The following is a 16,755-nucleotide window of genomic DNA, read 5'->3' on the forward strand; positions in this document are numbered from 1 at the left end:
ATCTTAATCATAACTTCAGATAACGATTCATTATTGAATTCAGAAACTTAGTTTCACGACATAAAGGGGAATACCAAACATGTTGGATGCCAATATCAAAGGACAGTTGAAGGCCTATATGGAAAAGCTGCAGCAGCCGATTGAGCTGGTGGCAGCCTATGACGACAGCAAGAAGTCCGAGGAGCTCAAGCAGCTGCTGGAAGAAATCGAGCCGATGTCCGAGAAGATCAGCCTGCGGACCGAGGAATCGACTGAGGTGCGTCGTCCGTCCTTCGCCATCAATCGTGTAGGCACCGACATTGGCGTTCGCTTTGCCGGTATTCCCATGGGCCACGAATTTACTTCGCTGGTGCTGGCCCTGCTGCAGGTGGGTGGCCATCCATCCAAGGCGTCTCAGGAAGTGATCCAGCAGGTTCAGGAGCTGGAAGGTGAGTTCGAGTTTGAAACCTACTTCTCGCTGTCCTGCCAGAACTGCCCGGACGTGGTTCAGGCCCTGAACCTGATGAGCGTGCTGAACCCGAACATCAAGCACACCTCCATTGACGGTGCCCTGTTCCAGGACGAAGTTGAGCAGCGTGAAGTGATGGCGGTACCCAGTGTTTACCTGAATGGCCAGCCCTGGGGCCAGGGCCGGATGACGCTGGAAGAGATTGCGGCCAAGCTGGACACCAACTCGGCTGAAAAAGAAGCTCGTAAGATCAACCAGAAAGATGCGTTTGACGTTCTGGTGATCGGTGGTGGCCCGGCAGGTTCTGCTGCGGCTATCTATGCCGCACGAAAGGGCATTGCGACCGGTATCGCGGCTGAGCGTTTTGGTGGCCAGGTGGCCGACACCATGGGCATCGAAAACCTGATTTCTGTGCCTTACACCGAAGGCCCGAAACTGGTGGCGGCCATGGAGCAGCACGTCAACGAATACGAAGTCGACATCATGAACATGCAGCGTGCCGAGAAGCTGATTCCGGCCGAGCAGACCGGAGGCCTGCACGAGGTACGCCTGGCCAACGGCGGCTCTCTGAAAGCTCGCACGCTGATTCTGTCCACCGGTGCCCGCTGGCGCCAGATGGGTGTGCCGGGTGAGGAAGAGTACCGCAACAAGGGCGTGGCCTACTGCCCGCATTGCGACGGCCCGCTGTTCAAAGGCAAGCGCGTAGCGGTGATTGGCGGTGGTAACTCCGGCGTGGAAGCGGCCATCGACCTGGCAGGTATTGTCGGCCACGTGACGCTGATCGAGTTTGGCGAGCAGATGCGTGCCGATGAAGTGCTGCAGAAGAAACTTCGCAGTCTGAAAAACGTGAAGATCATTACGTCTGGCCAGACCACGGAAGTGGTGGGTACCGATGGCAAGGTCAGCGGCCTGAACTACACCGACCGTACCACCGGTGAGTCGCATCACGTTGAGCTGGAAGGCGTGTTTGTTCAGATCGGCCTGGTGCCGAACACCGAGTGGCTGAAAGGCGACATCGAACTGAGCCAGCACGGCGAGATCATCGTAAATGATCGTAACGAGACTTCGATCCCGGGTGTGTTCGCGGCAGGCGATGCCACCACCGTGCCCTACAAGCAGATCGTGATCTCTATGGGTGAAGGTTCCAAGGCTGCCCTGAGCGCCTTCGACTTCCTGATCCGTAACTCTGCTGAGTAAGTTGTCCACACAAGCCTGAATTCAGGCTGACCCCTGAAACCGGCGCCCACGGGAAGTGGGCTGCCGGTTTTTTTTATGGCTTCAGGAACGGTCCGAGATGTCCTGTTCCAGGCTGCCCGTCTTGGTTTGGGGCTGGCCATCCGCTTCAAACAGGTGGCCATAGGCCCGGCGAACGCCGTCAACGATGAAATCGAAGGGCACATCGTCGAACACGCCGTGATCGTTGATGTATTCCATATGCGCCTGGCCGTCTTCCGTGAATTCCTGGAAGACCGAGTCGTTCACGCCATCAAACGGCAGGGGCTCTACCTTCATCAGCTCGCATAACTGTCGGTTGAAGGCCGGTGTGGCCTTCACCCAGCGACCATTGAGATACAGCTCGATAAAGCCGTGCATGCGGAAAATGTCGGAACGCAGCCACTCAATCAGCTTCGGGCTGGAAAGATGGTTACGTACATCCGCCAGGCCCAGCCGGCTGGGAATGCCGATGGAGCGGGCTGCGGCACCCAGCAGCACGGCTTTGGGAATGCAGTAGGTTTCGCCCGATTCCAGCGCGTAACTGGCCGAGAGCGTGCGTGGCTCGGTTCTGAACACGTAGGGGTTGTACTGGATGCTGTCGCGCACCGCCAGATACAGCGCCTTGATCTGTGCCACCGGCTCGTCCGCTACGCCGGCCAGGTGCTGCTGGACCCAGGCCTCGACGGCGGGATGGTCGTAGTCGAAGAAGGGGGTGGCTCTCAGGTAGTTTTCCATTCCGGGCATCCAGAGTTTGCGCATGGTTGGCTGATGATCTCCCGATTAGCAAGCTACAGGCAATGACATTTTCCACCAATCCGGGTGACCAGAGGCACCGGGTTCGATCATCTGGGCAGAGGTCGATGCGGATACCGTATTGTTCGTTATACTGACCGGCAAGATTTGCCGACGGCTAAGGAGCTGCATGGTTTTACGTGTTGTACTGATGATCAGCCTGTTTCTGGGCACCGTTAGTCGGGTGGCCGATGCGGATACGCTCCCAAACCCGAGTGCGTCGGACACGCTCCCGAATGTCGTGTTCCTGTCACCGGATACCTCCCGTTTCTGGCACATGGTTGCAGGTTTCATGGAGCAGGTGGCTGCGGACCTGGAGGTTGAGTTTGACGTCCTGTTCGATGAGGGGCGGCATCGGCTCAGTTATCTGAAGCTGGTCCAGCAAGTTCTCAGTCGGGAGGAGAAACCCGATTACCTGATCATCATGTGGAAGGAGCAGGTAACCGCGCAGATCCTGGATTATGCGCGCCGGCAAAGCGTTAAGGTGTTCTCGTTTAACACTGCGGTGCCAGAGGCCGCGCGAGAGAAGGTGGGTTCTGCGCCCAGAGAAAAAATGGAGAACTGGATTGGCCATCTGGGGGTCGATAATGTCTCCGGTGGTCAACTACTGGCCAGGATGCTCGACCAGCGAGCACGGGTGCTCAACCTGGTCAGGCCTGATGAGCCGGTGCCTGTTGTTGCACTGACTGGCACCCTGGATTCCTCTGCGGCTCGTGATCGCAGTCTCGGGCTGCTTGAAGCGACGGATGGTGCAGGCTCTGAACTGTTGCAGTCCGTTCGTGCCGACTGGAGCGAGCAGGAGGCGAGAGACAAAACATCGGTGCTGTTGCGGCGGTATCCGAATACGGCTGCAATCTGGAGCGCCAGCGACGGCATGGCGTTCGGTGCCATGGATGCTGCCCGGCGCGCGGGCTTACGCCCTGGCAATGACTTGGTAGTGGGTGGCATTGACTGGGAGCCGGAAGCGCTTGCGGCGATTCGCGCGGGCGATCTGTATGTCAGTCTTGGCCGGCATTTCATGGGTGGAGGGCTGGCGTTGTTGCTGGTGCACGACTATCACCGGGGATACGATTTTGCAGATAGCGGACAATCGGCCTCGATGCACTACCAGTTTCAGGCAGCGACTGCCGACAACGTGGACGACATCGCCCACATGCTTGCGCCGGAAAACTGGAAAGCTGTCGATTTCCGGGCGTTCAGTCGGGTGTTCAATTCGCAGCTCCGCGAGGTGCCTGTAAGTGCCGAGCGATTAATGGACGGCTTTTCGGCGGCGTTGATCAAGCAGGGTGGCAGGTAGCGCGCCGGAGGAAGGGGCTCCCTCCGGTCGCCAGTATTACTCAGGATTTTCCCTCAAAGCCCTGCATGACATTGACCGCATTCACGCCAATGGCGTCGACATCGTAGCCGCCTTCCATGGTAAACACGGTGGGCAAACCCAGCTGCGCCAGGCGCTGCCCCAGGCTGAGGTAGTCTTCCGAGGCCAGCTTGAAGAACGAGATGGGGTCGTGCTCGAAGGTGTCCACGCCCAGCGCCACCACCAGGGCATCGGGCTTGAACACTTCAATGCGTTCGCAAGCGGTTTCCAGGCCCTGGCTCCAGGTGCTGTAGGGTGTGCCCGGCGGATAGACGATGTTCAGGTTGTAGCCCTCGCCGGAACCTTCACCGATCTCGTCTTCAAACCCGAGAAAGTGTGGGAACACCAGATCCGGGTCGCCGTGCAGGCTGATGGTGAGGACATCGGCCCGGTCATAGAAAATGGCCTGGGTGCCATTGCCGTGATGGAAATCCACATCCAGGATAGCAACCTTGCCGTAGCCTTGGTCCCGGAACGCCTGAGCCACGATAGCTGCGTTGTTGAAGAAGCAGTAGCCGCCGAACAGGTCGGCGTGGGCGTGGTGCCCGGGTGGTCGGCACAGGGCAAAGGCAGCGCGCTCACCATCGGCCACCAGTTTCTGGGCGGTCAGGGCCACGTTGGCGGAAGCACGGGCGGCTTCCCAGGTGCCCTCCGAGATCGAGGTTTCGGCGGCAAAGCTGTAATAGCCCAGGCGGCCATCAATGTCCTTGGGAATCCGGTGGCGCATGCCCCGGCCTGCCCACACCGCGGGAATGGCTTCGCCGGGTTTGCCCGCAGCCAGCCAGTCCTGCCAGCAGGTCTCCAGAAACGCAACGTAATCCGGTGTGTGCACGCGCTGGATCGGTGCCAGCCCGAATTCTTCCGGCTCCAGAATCTCGCCCAGGGCCTGGTCTTTCACCCTGGCCAGGATGGTCTCGGCCCTTGAGGGTTTTTCATGGGGTTCGATCAGCAGGCCGCCATCCAGTTCGGTGCGCACATGGCGCCGGCTGTGCAACGGGGAGAAGACGGTTTTCATAGGGCGCGAATCCTTGATATCAACGTGGAAGCACTCTGGCACAGGTTTGTGCATGGCTCAAACCCGGTAAGTGTGGCAGGCTGGGGCGCAGCATCGGGAGAGGGGATTACCGCTATGACAGAACTGGTTGCCGGGCTTACGCTCAGCCAGGGGTTGGGGCAGCTGTGTGGGTTGGTGGCCCTGGGGTTCTGTATTGCCGGTTTTGCCAACAAGAACGACGACCGCCTGCTGGTCCTGCTGATTTCGGCCAATGTGGCTTTCGCCCTGATGTTCGCGTTCTTTCAGAGCTGGACGGCGGCGGCCCTGACGGTACTGGTGATCCTGCGCATTGCCCTGGCACGCCGGTACCAGGGCAACGGGTTGATCATGGCGGCTATGCTGGTGGTCAATCTGCTGGTGGCCTGGGCAACCTGGACGTCTGCTACCGATGTGTTTCCCCTCACCGCCGCCGTTCTCGGCACTGTGGGCATGTTCATGCTCCGGGGTATTCCCCTGCGTATTGTTCTGGGTCTGGCGGCGCTGGCCTGGATGCTCAATAACCTGGTGATCGGATCCGTCGGCGGTACCCTGGCTGAGGGTATGGTGCTGGTTACCAACATCATTACCATCATCCGCCTGTACCGGCTGCAGAAACAATATCCCGGGCTTGATCTGCAGGCGCCAAGGTCGGGAGAAGAGCGCGGGTAAGTTTGTCGTCGTCGCTGGCTTTGGCTATGGTCTAAGGGTGCCAACGGGCACCTCGTAACCGCCAATCAGGAGTGATGCATGGCAAACGACAGTTATCATGAGCCGGTAGGTGAACTGACAGACGACACCCGTGATATGCACCGGGCCGTCAGTTCGCTGATGGAAGAGTTTGAAGCCGTTGACTGGTACAACCAGCGGGTGGATGCCTGCAAGGATCCGGAACTCAAAGCGATTCTTGAACACAATCGCGACGAGGAGAAAGAACACGCGGCCATGGTGCTTGAGTGGATTCGGCGGAAGGACCCGACCATGGACAAGTACCTTCGGGAATTCCTGTTCAAAGAGGGGCCAATCGGTCACCACGACTGACTCAAACAGCCATATCCTGAGCGCAGATTGGCCAATTCCCGGAGCTGTCGGCCTGCGCTATCGTGATTCTCTACACGTGATTACAAGAAACGGATCGGATTCCGAGAGGGCAGGATATGGCTAAACAGCATTATGATGTATTGATCATTGGCGCCGGAGTATCCGGCATTGGCATGGCCTGTCACCTGAAACGGGAATGCCCCGGCAAGCGTTTCGCCATACTGGAGCGCCGCCAGTCCCTTGGTGGCACCTGGGATCTGTTCCGTTACCCGGGTATCCGCTCGGATTCCGACATGTTCACCTTTGGTTATAACTTCCGGCCCTGGACGGGCGGCAAGGTGCTGGCCGATGGCGCGTCGATTAAAAACTACGTCGCGGAAACCGCGAAAGAGAACGATGTCGAGCGCCACATTCGTTACGGCGTGGCCGTGAAGACTGCGGACTGGTCCAGCACCGACAAATGCTGGAGCCTGACCGCTGAGAACGAGCAGACCGGCGATCAGGAAACCTACACCGCCAGCTTTTTGGTGGGCTGCACCGGTTACTACAATTATGATCAGGGCTACAAACCGGATTTCCCGGGCGAAGCTGACTTCAAAGGACAGATCGTCCATCCCCAACACTGGCCGGAGAATCTGGATTACTCGGGCAAGAAGGTGGTGGTGATTGGCAGCGGTGCCACGGCAATTACCCTGGTGCCCACTATGGCAGAGAAGGCCGCACACGTTACCATGCTGCAGCGTTCGCCCACCTATCTGATGCCGTTGCCGTCAACCGATAAAGTCACCCTGGCGCTGCAGAAAGTCCTGCCGGAAAAGACGGCCTACCGGTTAACCCGCGCCCGCAACATTTCGATTTCCCGGCTGCTCTATGAGCGTTCGCGCAAGAGCCCGAAAGCCATGCGCCGGCTCTTTCTGTCGGTGATCAAACGGCAGCTCAAGGGCAAGGCCGACATGCGTCACTTCAGCCCGGACTACAACCCCTGGGACCAGCGCCTGTGTGTGGTGAAAGATGGCGATCTGTTTGAGGCCATTAAAGCCGGCACTGCCTCCATCAAGACTGATCATATCGAACGCTTCACCAAAAACGGCATTCGCCTGAAGTCCGGTGAAGAGCTGGAAGCCGATATCATCATTCCGGCTACCGGCCTGGACATCCAGATGCTGGGCGGCATCACGCCCCGTGTGGATGGCCAGGAGGTGGCGCTCAAGGACAAGGTGATCTACAAGAATGTGATGGTGGAAGGCGTACCCAACGCGGGCATGATCTTTGGCTACACCAACATTTCCTGGACCCTGAAAGCCGATATTGCCAGTGAGTACCTGTGCCGGCTGATCAACCACATGGATCGTAACGGCCATCAGGTGGCCGTGGCACGAGACACCGAGAACAGTAAGGGAGACGATACCATTCTCGGTTCCCTCGACGCGGGTTACATCAAGCGGGCAGAAGACCGGTTGCCGCGTCAGGGCACCCACGGCCCGTGGAAAGCCTCCCAGAACTATCTGCAGGATGTGAAGATCCTGCGTTTCGATCCCATTGAAGACGGCTATCTTGAATTTGATGGCCAACCCAGTCGCGCGAGCGAAGGCCGTTCAACCGGTTTCCTTCGCCCGCTGCGTTCGGCGTTGTTCGGGGCCTGAGTCAGGCCCCGATCGTTACCGCTCCTCCGCCGACACCGAGACGTTGGCAGTAGTGTCGGCAGCTTGCCTCCAGGTACTGAGCGAATGGCGGTAGTTGCACGTTCTGCTGCGCCAGAAACTGCTCTGTGCGGGAGGTGTCGAAACGGCAGGTCTGAATAAACGCCAGGGACTCCGGGGCCACCTTCAGCAGCCCGGGCAAGCCAGGTATGGCCAGCAGAGCTTTCATCACGCCGATAGGAAGATGCCTGCGGGGGCCCGGCTTGCCCAGGAGTTGCGCCGCAGCCTGTAACAGCCCCGCCAGGTTGGGCGTGTTCTGGTCCAGCGCCAACAGCGTATCGGGTACGTGAGTGGCCGTGCAGGCCGCTGCAATTAGTTGCGCCAGGCTATCCACCGGAATCAATGGCAACCAGTGCTCTGGCGACCCCGGAATCATGGCCAGTCGCCCGTGGTAGAGGTTGTCGAGCAAGCTGTACAGCGGTTGGGCCGGGTCCAGGTCCCCCGTTGATCCGTGGCCCGCCACCGTCGCTGGCTGTACTTCGACCGCATTCAGCCCGTGCCTTGCCACGAATTCCCGCAAGCGGAATGCGGATTCCAGTTTGCTCGCCTCATAGCCACCGGCCCGCCGGTACACCTGGGTCCAGTCGGTCTGCTCCGGGTGACTCAGTTGAATGCCCTGGCGTGACAGGTGTGCCTCGTTGGCGAGCATGAACCCCGTAATAAACACCAGCCGGCAGTTCAGGTGGCGGGCCAGTTCCGCCACCCGAAGACTGCCGGTAACGTTGGTGTGACGGGCCTCGTGCTCGGGCAGGTTCCAGGCGAACCGGGCGGCCAGATGCACGATGCATTCGATGCCGTTCGGTAAGGTGACCAGCCCCAGATCCGGCTTTTCCAGATCGCCTTCCAGGGTGGAAAACCGCTCCATGGCGACGCCCTGCTGTTCGAGAAAGTCGGTGAGCTGGGTCAGGCTGGACTTGGAGCGGGTCAGTGCCTTCACGTCATGCCCCTGCTGCAACAGGGTGAGGCAAAGATATTTACCAATAAAACCGGTGGCGCCGGTGATCAGGATGGTCATGGTGCGTTCCTTGTTCATTGAGTCGAACGCAGCCTAAAGTATGGAGTATGCTCGAAGGTCAACAGGGAGAGTGCTTGGCATGAGGATATCGGAACTGGAACGGCGCACCGGGATAACCCGGGATACCCTGCGCTACTACGAAAAACAGGGGCTGATCCGGGAGGTGGGCCGCAGCGGAAACAACTATCGGGACTACCCGGAGCAGGCCGTCGCGCGTGTTGCGATGGTGCGGCAACTCAAGAGCCTGGGTTTTTCGCTGAACGAAATCCGTGAGTTGCTGGATGCGGTTCGCTCGGACCGGATTGATTGCCTGCAGGGTGCGGCGGTGATGGCCCGTAAGAGGACCCTGGTGGATGCCCGGATTCGTGAGCTGAAGGCCGTCAGTAAGTTGTTGAAGCAGGAGCAGGCCCGCCTGGAAGCCAGTGCCAGGGAGCACGGGCTGGTTTGATGGCCATCCTCATAATTGCTGATGGCGCGGTAAAAGTAGCTTCCTTAACATAGACGATCTATTCGGGTTCCTTTGATCTGTCCGGGAAACGGTCTTGCTGCCACTTCGCTCCGCGTTAGCCTACGTTGCCTTACTCTCTGCCATTCTGGCGAGCCTGCCGGGTATGACCTATCTGGGGGCTGCCGCCGCGGGTGCGACCGTCTTGCTGGGCTGGCAGGACATGCGCAACGTGCCCCGGGCGGTGTTTGTCGTGGCGCTGGCCATGCTGGTTTTCGCCCTGGGCTATGACCCAGAGCTGATTGAGACCGCATCCGGCAACATGACCCGGCTGGCCGGCCTGATGCTGGCGGTGATGCTGCTGTCGAATGTGTTGGCCCGCACCGAGGACCTGCAACAGATTTCCGTCAGTCTGTTTGGTGGTAAGCCACTGGCCCGATACCTCAGCCTCGCCTTCGGCACTTCGCTGGTGTCTGTTCCCCTGAACTTTGGATCGGTGGCGGTGGTGGGCAGCCTGGTGGGCGAGCGTATCCGTCGCAATGGCGATTCCGAATCTACCCGCAATGCCACCCGGGCTGTTTTGCGAGGGTTTGGTGTCGCCCCCATGTTTTCGCCCCTGTCCATTTCGGTGGTGCTGACCCTGACGCTGTTGCCGCAGGTGAGTCTGCTTTCGCTGTTGTTACTGGCGGTACCGTTTTCCGTGCTGATGGTGCTGGCGGGGCTGCACTGGCGAGAACCGGAACCGTTGCAAAGCACAGAACGGAGCGTTAACCGTGCCGGCGCGGGTAGTTGGTTGCGGTTTGGTGGGTTGATTCTGGCGATCTGCGTGGGGGTACTCTGGCTCAGCCACCGGTTCGGGTTGAGTTATGCCCATGCGGTGGCCTTGAGCTGTCTGGCAGCGGTGCTCTTGTACCGGATTCTGGGTTGGTTAAAGCGGGAAAATCCGCCCCTGGCCAGCATGGCCAATGTAAGCAATGAGCTGGCCATTGTTGGTGGTTCGGCGTTTATCGGGGCGGTGCTCAGTGGCGTGGTACTGGGCCAGATCAGCGGTCAGCCGGAATTACCGGTGTGGCTCTGGGCGCTGCTGGCGGCCGGTGTACCCTGGGTGTTTTTTTCTGCCGGACTGGCGGGTATGAACCCGATTATTATTGCTACCCTCATTGGCGGTATTCTGGGTTCGCTGTGGCCGGGCGCAGCTCAGCTCGGCCTGGCCATCGCCATGGTTACTGGCTGGGGTATTACCGCCTTCGGCACGCCCTTTGCGGCCAATGCTTTAATTATGGAACGGCTGACCGGATACCGGACAAGGGATGCCTCGTTTCGCTGGAGCCTGGCGTTGTCGCTGTCGGGTCTTTGCGCAGCCAGTCTTCTGAGCTTCAGTCTGACCCTGTGGCTGGCCTGAAGTAAGCCGGGTCGAAGCGCTCGAGGCTTCGGGCCAGGCTGGCGCGGGACAGTTCGCCCATATGGGTATCCACCAGGTGGCCCTCGGCGTTGTAGAACAGGGTGGTGGGCAAGCCGTGGCTGCCAACTACCCGGCCAAACCGGTTCTGCCTGTCGCTCAGTACGTGGCTCAGGTTCAGGTTCTGTGCCATCAGGAACTTGCGGATGGTTTCCGGGTGTTCGCCCTGATTGGCGAACACAAAGTTCACGTTCGGGTAGCGTTGCTGGGCGTCTTCCAGCACCGGCATCTCGCGGATACATGGCGGGCACCAGGTGGCCCAGAGATTGACCACCGTGGGCTTGTCACCGGCCAGGCTGGCCAGGTCTACCGGGCGTTCGTTCAGATCGGTCAGTGCCACTTCCGGCAGGCCCCGGGTTTGCTGGTTGATCAGCGCAATAATGCCAGACATACCGCCCCAGATGATGAGGCCAGCCGCGACCGCCGAGCCCAGCGCCCGGCGTATGGCCGCCCGTTTCCACATCAGGTAACCGGTGAAGGCCAACGCAGCAATCAGGCCGGTCACCAGGTCGAACCCGCCGTCGCGGATGTCGATCATGCCCAGCCAGTCGCCCTGATACTCGCTGAAGTAGCGCACCACAAAACCGATGCGGGCACTGACCATGGCCACCAGAAAGATATCGGCCAGGGTACCGGCCACCGGCGTTTTCTCTTTCCGGCCGATCAGGGCGCCAACCACCAGGGCAACCACGAAGGCCAGAACGAGAAGCAGGTGTCCGATGGACAGGCTGAGGGGGCCGATGCCTATGCTGAGCATGGAATCTCCGGAAAGCGTGAGTTTTTAGTAGCATACGGCGGCTAATGACCGCCGGGCCCTGTCAGAGTTCCATTTATCACCCTGAAAATGAAAGCCGGCCAATAAAACCACCTATAGCTATTTGCCGGGTGCTCTGTTACCGTGCCTGCATCCTGCCTCTAGGGATTCCGCAGTTTCCGGCTTAAAGCCGCCTTGCGAACCATTTCATACGACCTGTCAGAGGACGTCACCCCGAACCCGGCGAGTGACCGTAGTCGTCTTTTATTCCATGACTTTCATGGCATCTGCCCGCATTCGCCGACGACGGTGTTCGTGGAGGCAGAATCAATCAAGAGTACATCGTATATGAGTTTTTCTTCTCTCGGTTTGTCCGAGCAGTTGGTCCGTGCCACCGCCGATCAGGGTTATGAAACCCCGTCTCCCATCCAGCAGCAGGCGATTCCTGCGGTGCTGTCTGGCAAAGATGTAATGGCCGCGGCCCAGACCGGCACCGGTAAAACCGCTGGTTTTACCCTGCCTTTGTTGCAGCGCCTGGCGGAAAATCCCCGCACTGGCAAAGGCCCCCGCGCCCTGATTCTCACACCCACCCGTGAGCTGGCCGCCCAGGTACACGATAGCGTGAACCTTTACAGCAAATACGTACCCACCAAGGCCGCTGTGGTTTTTGGTGGTGTAAAGATCAACCCGCAGATGATGAAGCTGCGCAAGGGCCTGGACGTACTGGTGGCCACACCGGGCCGTTTGATGGACCTGTACCAGCAGAACGCGGTGCGCTTCAACGAAGTGGAAATTCTGGTGTTGGACGAAGCCGACCGCATGCTCGACATGGGCTTTATCCGCGACATTCGCAAGATCCTGGCGTTGCTGCCGGCCAAGCGCCAGAACCTGCTGTTCTCCGCCACCTTCTCCAACGAAATCCGCACCCTGGCCCAGGGCCTGCTGGATAACCCGGTGCAGGTGGAAGTGGCGGCCCGTAACACCACCGCGGAGAAAGTGAAGCAGTCCGTCTACCCGGTTGACCAGAGCCAGAAGACCGCGCTGCTGAGCAAGCTGGTGCGTGACAACGACTGGGATCAGGTACTGGTTTTCACCCGTACCAAGCACGGCGCCAACCGCCTGACCCAGAAGCTGGAGAAAGACGGTATCACGGCTGCCGCCATTCACGGCAACAAGTCCCAGGGTGCCCGTACCCGTGCCCTGGCGGATTTCAAAGCCGGTGAAGTGCGCGTACTGGTCGCCACCGACATCGCCGCCCGTGGCCTGGATATCAAACAGCTGCCACAGGTGGTGAACTTTGAACTGCCCAACGTGCCGGAAGACTACGTGCACCGCATTGGTCGTACCGGCCGTGCCGGCGAGAGCGGGCATGCGCTGTCACTGGTGAGCGCGGATGAAGGCAAACTGCTGGCGGGTATCGAGAAGCTGATCAAGAAGCAGCTGCCGCGCAAGGAAGTGGAAGGCTTCGAGCCGAAAAACAACCTGCCGCTGAAGCCCAAGGCCAAAGCAGACCCGAGCAAAGCGCGGAATCGTCGCCCTCAGGGTGGCAATGGTAAGAACTTTGGCCCGAAGCCGACTGGTCGTAGCGGCGGTCGTGGCCGTGGTGGTCAGGGCGAAGGACAGGGCCGTGGCCAGGGGCAGGGTAGAAGTGGTCGCCCGGCTCAACGCCAGAGCGCCTGAAAACCGTTTCTCCTGACATAAAAAAGGCGGGGCCGAAGCCCCGCGCAGGAGAACGCACCATCCGGTAGCCGACAGACCGTGGGAGCTACCGGGAGTGCGGATCAGAACTTGTAGGTGAAACCTACCATGTAGACCATGGGGTCGATTTCGACTTCGAATTCATCGGTTTCTGCCAGTTTGGTTCCGTTGGCATCAAACACATCGACTCTGGCGTCGGTGTTGATGTCGGCCCACCAGATCGCGGCGTTCAGACCGAAGTTCTCGCTCAGCATGTAATCCATGCCTACTTCAACGGCGACGCCAACGCTGTCGTCCAGTTCCAGCTCGCTAGATGCCACACCCAACGCGTTATCCAGATTGCTGCTGGTTTTCTCTTCGAAGAACACGGTGTAGTTCACACCCACGCCGACGAATGGCTGGAAGGCTGAGGAGCTTGCCATTGGGAAGTACTGCAGCGTCAGGGTCGGTGGCAGGTGCTTTGTTTCGCCCAGGTTCAGGTCGCCCGGAAGATCGCCGCCGCCGTTGATGTCGTGCTTGAACGGAGTGGCGCCCAGCAAGCCAATACCCAGGTTGTTGGTCATCATGTAAGTCGCACGCAAGCCCAACTGGGTGTTGGTGTCAACGCTGACTTTGGAATCCACGCCAGCTCCCAGCAGCGGTGCGCCGCCTACGGTGATGGAATCACTGGAGTCATCCGGCGCGACGTGAACCGCACCCGCACGCAGAACAAAATCACCCGCTTCAAAAGCCTGAGCTGCAGGAGCCACTGCCATTACGGCCGCAGCCAGAACACTGAGTTTAAAACCACGAGACATAGCCATCTCCTTATCCATGAAAGATCGATGGCTTAAATGTAATGACATCCGGACAGGCAATCTTGATTTAGCGCAAGAAATGGCGGAAGGCAGCGCGACTGGCCAATAAGTCTTGATTCAACTCAAGAAAAGGTGGGAATGCGGCTATTGCGGATGGTCAGCCCTGGGCTTCGTCGAGGGGATTGTCTTCATCGCTGGGCACAAATACGTCCCGAATGGACAGGGGCTGACCCTGGGTATTCTGCACGGTGACTGGCTGTATTGGCTGGCCGCTATCGCGGTCCCGTAGGTCCAGGGGCTGGCCGTCCGGAGACGGGTTCCACTTGTCGCCCCACTGGCGCAGAGCCACCACCACCGGGAACAGGTCGCGGCCTTTCTCAGTGAGCCGGTACTCAAAGCGTGAGCCGTGCTCGCCAACATCCACTTTGCGCAAGACCTCGTTGTCGACCAGTTTGGCCAGTCGGTCGCACAGAATGTTCTTGGCAATCCCCAGTTGCTGCTGAAAATCCACAAACCGGCGGGTGCCGTACATGGCGTGCAGCACAATCAGCAGCGACCACCAGTCCCCCACTTCATTCAGGGCGCGGGCGACGGAGCAGTTGGAGTCATCAAAACGTTTTCTGGCCATGTAGGGGAGTGTACCGAATAGGGTTGCATTTTGAAACCGGATTTAATAGGGTTGCTTTACGAAACCAAATTGATGAGGTTGCACATCACATGAGTATGAATCTTGGTCCTTTGTTCGAGCCGTTTGAACTTCATAACCTCAAGCTGCGCAACCGCGTAGCCATGGCGCCGATGACCCGCAATTTCTCGCCTAAGGGTGTACCCGGTCAGGATGTGGTGGACTACTATCGCCGCCGCGCCGAGGCCGGTGTTGGCCTGATCATTACCGAAGGCACTGTCGTGAACCACGCGGCTGCCAACGGTTACCCGAACGTACCGGCCTTCTATGGCGACGAAGCCCTGGCGGGCTGGAAGAAAGTGGTGGATGCCGTGCACGAAGCCGGCGGCGCCATTTTCCCGCAACTGTGGCACGTGGGCGCGGTACGCAAGGAAGGTATCGAGCCGGATCCCTCTGTTCCCGGTTACAGCCCTTCAGGCCTGTTTGCGCCTGGCAAGCCCAACGGCAAGGCCATGACCAGGGAAGACATCCAGGACGTGATCAAAGCTTTCGGTGATGCCGCCCAGGATGCCAAGGCTCTGGGCTTCGACGGTGTGGAAATCCACGGCGCCCACGGCTATCTGCTGGATCAATTCCTGTGGGAAGGCACCAACCAGCGCGACGATGAGTACGGCGGCAGCCTGGAAAACCGCCTGCGCTTTGTGGTGGAAATCGTCGAGGAAGTGCGCCACCGCGTGGGCCCGGATTACCCGATCATGCTGCGCTTCTCTCAGTGGAAGCAGCAGGACTACGAAGCAAAACTGGTGAATAGCCCCGAGGAACTGGAGCGCTTCCTGAAGCCTCTGGCGGAGGCCGGTGTCGACATTTTCCACGCTTCCACCCGCCGCTTCTGGGAACCGGAGTTCGAAGGTTCCAATCTGAACCTGGCCGGCTGGACCCAGAAGATCACTGGTAAACCGACCATGTCGGTTGGCAGTGTGGGCCTGACCGAAGACTTCATCAGCGGCACCTTCGCCAGCAAGAAAGAGTCGGTCGAGCAGTCTGGCATCGATGAGCTGGTTGAGCGCATGAACAACGGTGAATTCGATCTGATCGCCGTTGGCCGTGCCCTGCTGCAAGACCCTGAGTGGCTGGTGAAAGTGAAAGAAGGCCGCCTGAACGAAGTGGAAGCCTTCGCCAGGAAGTCTCTGGCCAAACTCTACTGATCGAACTTACCCCTTCGATCGTGCCTGCCGCGCGCCCTCGGGCCCGCGGCTTTTTTGGGTCTGAAATCTGTCCGGTTCGTAATCGCAGCAATCGCCAGAAACGCTATGCTGTAGGCAGATTGTTGCTATTCACCAGACAAGGAGTTGGATATGGCTTTGATGCGTCATCTTAAACTGGCTGGGCTGGCTGCGGTATTGGTCACCCTGGTGGGTTGCGCCAGCGTTGGCCGGGATTTTGCGACTCATAATGTCGACCAGATAACGATCGGTGAGACGACCCGCGCCGAGATACAGGAGATGTTTGGTGAGCCCTGGCGCACCGGTATTGAAGACGGCAAGCGCACCTGGACTTACGGCAAGTATCGTTGGTCCGCCTTTGGTGACGATGAAACCACGGATCTGGTGGTCCGTTTCAATAACGACGGCACCGTATCCTCTTACGTATACAACACCACCGAATAAAAGCTCCCGGGCGCCGGCCCGACTTCAGTCAGCGGCCGGCGCCTGTTTCAGCGCCAGAATCTGCCCGGAATCCAGTTCCTCAATTAATGCCCCCCGGAACTGCCGGTTGATGAACCGCTCCGTTTCCACCTGAATCCGCTCCCGCTGCTCGGGCTTCTCGATATAGTCCATGGCCCGGAACAGGATGTAGCGGATGGTCATGTTGGAAATCTCCTGTACCACCACCTCATCGACGCCGGGCACCAGCCCGCGCTCGAGAATATCCTCGGCCATTTCCCGGGCGCTGGCGTCCAGCTGTGCTTCGAGAGCCCGGCGTAACACGGGCGACGGGCCGTGCAGTTCCCTGACCGCCACCGTGGTTGCCGCCGGGTTGGCCAGAAAGTAGTGGTACACAAAAGTGACGGTGTCGTGGGAGGCCTGTTCCGAGGAATCCGCCATCTGCCGCAATTGCCGCACGCCGGCTTTCATGTCCTCGGCGATATACCCCAGCACCTGCAAACCGAATTCGTCCAGATTGCGGAAGTGTCGGTAAAAGGTGTTCGGGTTTAACCCCGCCTCCCGGGCCAGTTCCCGCAGGCTCAGAGAGGTCAGGCTACGGCTTTGGGTAATCAGCCTTAGAGCGGCCTGGACCAGTTTCAGTTTTCCGCCGGCAAGTCGTTGCATCGAGTCGTGTTTCCTTTGGGCGTTGGGCCAACAACCTGTCACTCAGGGCCAT

The 16,755-nt window shown here is 59.2% G+C and carries 17 protein-coding genes; 10 read left to right on the plus strand and 7 right to left on the minus strand.

From position 1 onward, the window contains the following. Positions 1 to 79 precede the first annotated feature (79 nt). The gene (gene ahpF, locus ACAM27_RS02935; RefSeq protein WP_369612521.1) at positions 80 to 1,645 is read left to right on the plus strand and encodes an alkyl hydroperoxide reductase subunit F; all 1,566 of its coding nucleotides are present in this window, start codon (positions 80 to 82) and stop codon (positions 1,643 to 1,645) included. 81 nt (positions 1,646 to 1,726) lie between these two features. Here ahpF and ACAM27_RS02940 read toward each other — a convergent pair whose 3' ends face one another. Beyond that, complete coding sequence (locus ACAM27_RS02940; protein WP_228224278.1) at positions 1,727 to 2,398, minus strand: transglutaminase family protein; 672 nt, start codon at positions 2,396 to 2,398, stop codon at positions 1,727 to 1,729. Between the two features lie 187 nt (positions 2,399 to 2,585). On the opposite strand from ACAM27_RS02940, the gene ACAM27_RS02945 reads away from it, so the two are divergent. Further along, the gene (locus ACAM27_RS02945; RefSeq protein ID WP_369612522.1) at positions 2,586 to 3,752 is read left to right on the plus strand and encodes an ABC transporter substrate-binding protein; all 1,167 of its coding nucleotides are present in this window, start codon (positions 2,586 to 2,588) and stop codon (positions 3,750 to 3,752) included. Between the two features lie 40 nt (positions 3,753 to 3,792). Here the strand turns inward: ACAM27_RS02945 and ACAM27_RS02950 are convergent, their stop codons facing one another. Continuing rightward, positions 3,793 to 4,824, minus strand: a complete 1,032-nt coding sequence (locus tag ACAM27_RS02950; RefSeq protein WP_369612523.1) for a histone deacetylase family protein — start codon at positions 4,822 to 4,824, stop codon at positions 3,793 to 3,795. 114 nt (positions 4,825 to 4,938) lie between these two features. Between ACAM27_RS02950 and ACAM27_RS02955 the strand changes: the two genes are divergently transcribed. From ACAM27_RS02955 to ACAM27_RS02965, 3 genes are all read left to right on the plus strand, one after another. Next, entirely contained in the window at positions 4,939 to 5,511 is a 573-nt protein-coding gene (locus tag ACAM27_RS02955; protein ID WP_022991375.1) for a YgjV family protein, read from the plus strand. Positions 5,512 to 5,589: 78 nt separating this feature from the next. Then, the gene (locus ACAM27_RS02960) at positions 5,590 to 5,880 is read left to right on the plus strand and encodes an encapsulin-associated ferritin-like protein (RefSeq protein ID WP_011787234.1); all 291 of its coding nucleotides are present in this window, start codon (positions 5,590 to 5,592) and stop codon (positions 5,878 to 5,880) included. A gap of 116 nt (positions 5,881 to 5,996) precedes the next feature. Beyond that, on the plus strand, positions 5,997 to 7,523 hold the full coding sequence (locus ACAM27_RS02965) for a flavin-containing monooxygenase (protein ID WP_369612524.1): 1,527 nt from the start codon (positions 5,997 to 5,999) through the stop codon (positions 7,521 to 7,523). 1 nt (position 7,524) lies between these two features. On the opposite strand, the gene ACAM27_RS02970 is transcribed toward ACAM27_RS02965, so the two are convergent. Next, a complete protein-coding gene (locus ACAM27_RS02970) occupies positions 7,525 to 8,595 on the minus strand; it encodes an SDR family oxidoreductase (RefSeq protein WP_369612525.1) in 1,071 nt (356 codons plus the stop codon). A 79-nt stretch (positions 8,596 to 8,674) separates the two neighbouring features. Between ACAM27_RS02970 and ACAM27_RS02975 the strand changes: the two genes are divergently transcribed. Together ACAM27_RS02975 and ACAM27_RS02980 are read left to right on the plus strand one after the other, a co-directional pair. Then, a complete protein-coding gene (locus ACAM27_RS02975) occupies positions 8,675 to 9,043 on the plus strand; it encodes a MerR family transcriptional regulator (protein WP_014423070.1) in 369 nt (122 codons plus the stop codon). 94 nt (positions 9,044 to 9,137) lie between these two features. Further along, the gene (locus ACAM27_RS02980; RefSeq protein WP_222534115.1) at positions 9,138 to 10,442 is read left to right on the plus strand and encodes a hypothetical protein; all 1,305 of its coding nucleotides are present in this window, start codon (positions 9,138 to 9,140) and stop codon (positions 10,440 to 10,442) included. Here the strand turns inward: ACAM27_RS02980 and ACAM27_RS02985 are convergent. Further along, a complete protein-coding gene (locus ACAM27_RS02985) occupies positions 10,417 to 11,256 on the minus strand; it encodes a prolipoprotein diacylglyceryl transferase family protein (RefSeq protein WP_369612526.1) in 840 nt (279 codons plus the stop codon). The two genes, ACAM27_RS02980 and ACAM27_RS02985, sit on opposite strands and share 26 nt — an antisense overlap. Before the next feature lie 345 nt (positions 11,257 to 11,601). Here ACAM27_RS02985 and ACAM27_RS02990 point away from each other — a divergent pair, with 345 nt between their 5' ends. After that, entirely contained in the window at positions 11,602 to 12,933 is a 1,332-nt protein-coding gene (locus ACAM27_RS02990) for a DEAD/DEAH box helicase (protein WP_369612527.1), read from the plus strand. A gap of 101 nt (positions 12,934 to 13,034) precedes the next feature. Here the strand turns inward: ACAM27_RS02990 and ACAM27_RS02995 are convergent, their stop codons facing one another. Both ACAM27_RS02995 and ACAM27_RS03000 read right to left on the minus strand, forming a co-directional pair. Then, entirely contained in the window at positions 13,035 to 13,748 is a 714-nt protein-coding gene (locus tag ACAM27_RS02995) for an OmpW family protein (protein ID WP_121207968.1), read from the minus strand. Positions 13,749 to 13,905: 157 nt separating this feature from the next. Continuing rightward, entirely contained in the window at positions 13,906 to 14,376 is a 471-nt protein-coding gene (locus tag ACAM27_RS03000) for a helix-turn-helix domain-containing protein (protein ID WP_113879339.1), read from the minus strand. Positions 14,377 to 14,465: 89 nt separating this feature from the next. Here ACAM27_RS03000 and ACAM27_RS03005 point away from each other — a divergent pair, with 89 nt between their 5' ends. Then, a complete protein-coding gene (locus ACAM27_RS03005) occupies positions 14,466 to 15,578 on the plus strand; it encodes an NADH:flavin oxidoreductase (RefSeq protein WP_036148773.1) in 1,113 nt (370 codons plus the stop codon). A gap of 150 nt (positions 15,579 to 15,728) precedes the next feature. Further along, positions 15,729 to 16,040, plus strand: coding sequence for an outer membrane protein assembly factor BamE (gene bamE / locus ACAM27_RS03010; RefSeq protein WP_041655220.1), 312 nt, complete (start codon positions 15,729 to 15,731; stop codon positions 16,038 to 16,040). Positions 16,041 to 16,064: 24 nt separating this feature from the next. Here bamE and ACAM27_RS03015 read toward each other — a convergent pair whose 3' ends face one another. Beyond that, positions 16,065 to 16,703: a TetR family transcriptional regulator gene (locus ACAM27_RS03015; protein WP_222534113.1), complete on the minus strand. Its 639-nt coding sequence runs from the start codon at positions 16,701 to 16,703 to the stop codon at positions 16,065 to 16,067. Positions 16,704 to 16,755: the final 52 nt, after the last annotated feature.

It is taken from the genome of Marinobacter sp. RI1 (genome assembly GCF_041155085.1).
Classification (GTDB): domain Bacteria; phylum Pseudomonadota; class Gammaproteobacteria; order Pseudomonadales; family Oleiphilaceae; genus Marinobacter; species Marinobacter nauticus.

Excerpts from the sequence above, each read along its gene's own strand:
- ahpF (WP_369612521.1), top strand. The coding sequence starts at position 80 with ATGTTGGATGCCAATATCAAAGGACAGTTGAAGGCCTATATGGAAAAG.
- ACAM27_RS02940 (WP_228224278.1), bottom strand. The coding sequence starts at position 2,398 with ATGGAAAACTACCTGAGAGCCACCCCCTTCTTCGACTACGACCATCCC.
- ACAM27_RS02945 (WP_369612522.1), top strand. The coding sequence starts at position 2,586 with ATGGTTTTACGTGTTGTACTGATGATCAGCCTGTTTCTGGGCACCGTT.
- ACAM27_RS02950 (WP_369612523.1), bottom strand. The coding sequence starts at position 4,824 with ATGAAAACCGTCTTCTCCCCGTTGCACAGCCGGCGCCATGTGCGCACC.
- ACAM27_RS02955 (WP_022991375.1), top strand. The coding sequence starts at position 4,939 with ATGACAGAACTGGTTGCCGGGCTTACGCTCAGCCAGGGGTTGGGGCAG.
- ACAM27_RS02960 (WP_011787234.1), top strand. The coding sequence starts at position 5,590 with ATGGCAAACGACAGTTATCATGAGCCGGTAGGTGAACTGACAGACGAC.
- ACAM27_RS02965 (WP_369612524.1), top strand. The coding sequence starts at position 5,997 with ATGGCTAAACAGCATTATGATGTATTGATCATTGGCGCCGGAGTATCC.
- ACAM27_RS02970 (WP_369612525.1), bottom strand. The coding sequence starts at position 8,595 with ATGACCATCCTGATCACCGGCGCCACCGGTTTTATTGGTAAATATCTT.
- ACAM27_RS02975 (WP_014423070.1), top strand. The coding sequence starts at position 8,675 with ATGAGGATATCGGAACTGGAACGGCGCACCGGGATAACCCGGGATACC.
- ACAM27_RS02985 (WP_369612526.1), bottom strand. The coding sequence starts at position 11,256 with ATGCTCAGCATAGGCATCGGCCCCCTCAGCCTGTCCATCGGACACCTG.
- ACAM27_RS02990 (WP_369612527.1), top strand. The coding sequence starts at position 11,602 with ATGAGTTTTTCTTCTCTCGGTTTGTCCGAGCAGTTGGTCCGTGCCACC.
- ACAM27_RS02995 (WP_121207968.1), bottom strand. The coding sequence starts at position 13,748 with ATGTCTCGTGGTTTTAAACTCAGTGTTCTGGCTGCGGCCGTAATGGCA.
- ACAM27_RS03000 (WP_113879339.1), bottom strand. The coding sequence starts at position 14,376 with ATGGCCAGAAAACGTTTTGATGACTCCAACTGCTCCGTCGCCCGCGCC.
- ACAM27_RS03005 (WP_036148773.1), top strand. The coding sequence starts at position 14,466 with ATGAGTATGAATCTTGGTCCTTTGTTCGAGCCGTTTGAACTTCATAAC.
- bamE (WP_041655220.1), top strand. The coding sequence starts at position 15,729 with ATGGCTTTGATGCGTCATCTTAAACTGGCTGGGCTGGCTGCGGTATTG.
- ACAM27_RS03015 (WP_222534113.1), bottom strand. The coding sequence starts at position 16,703 with ATGCAACGACTTGCCGGCGGAAAACTGAAACTGGTCCAGGCCGCTCTA.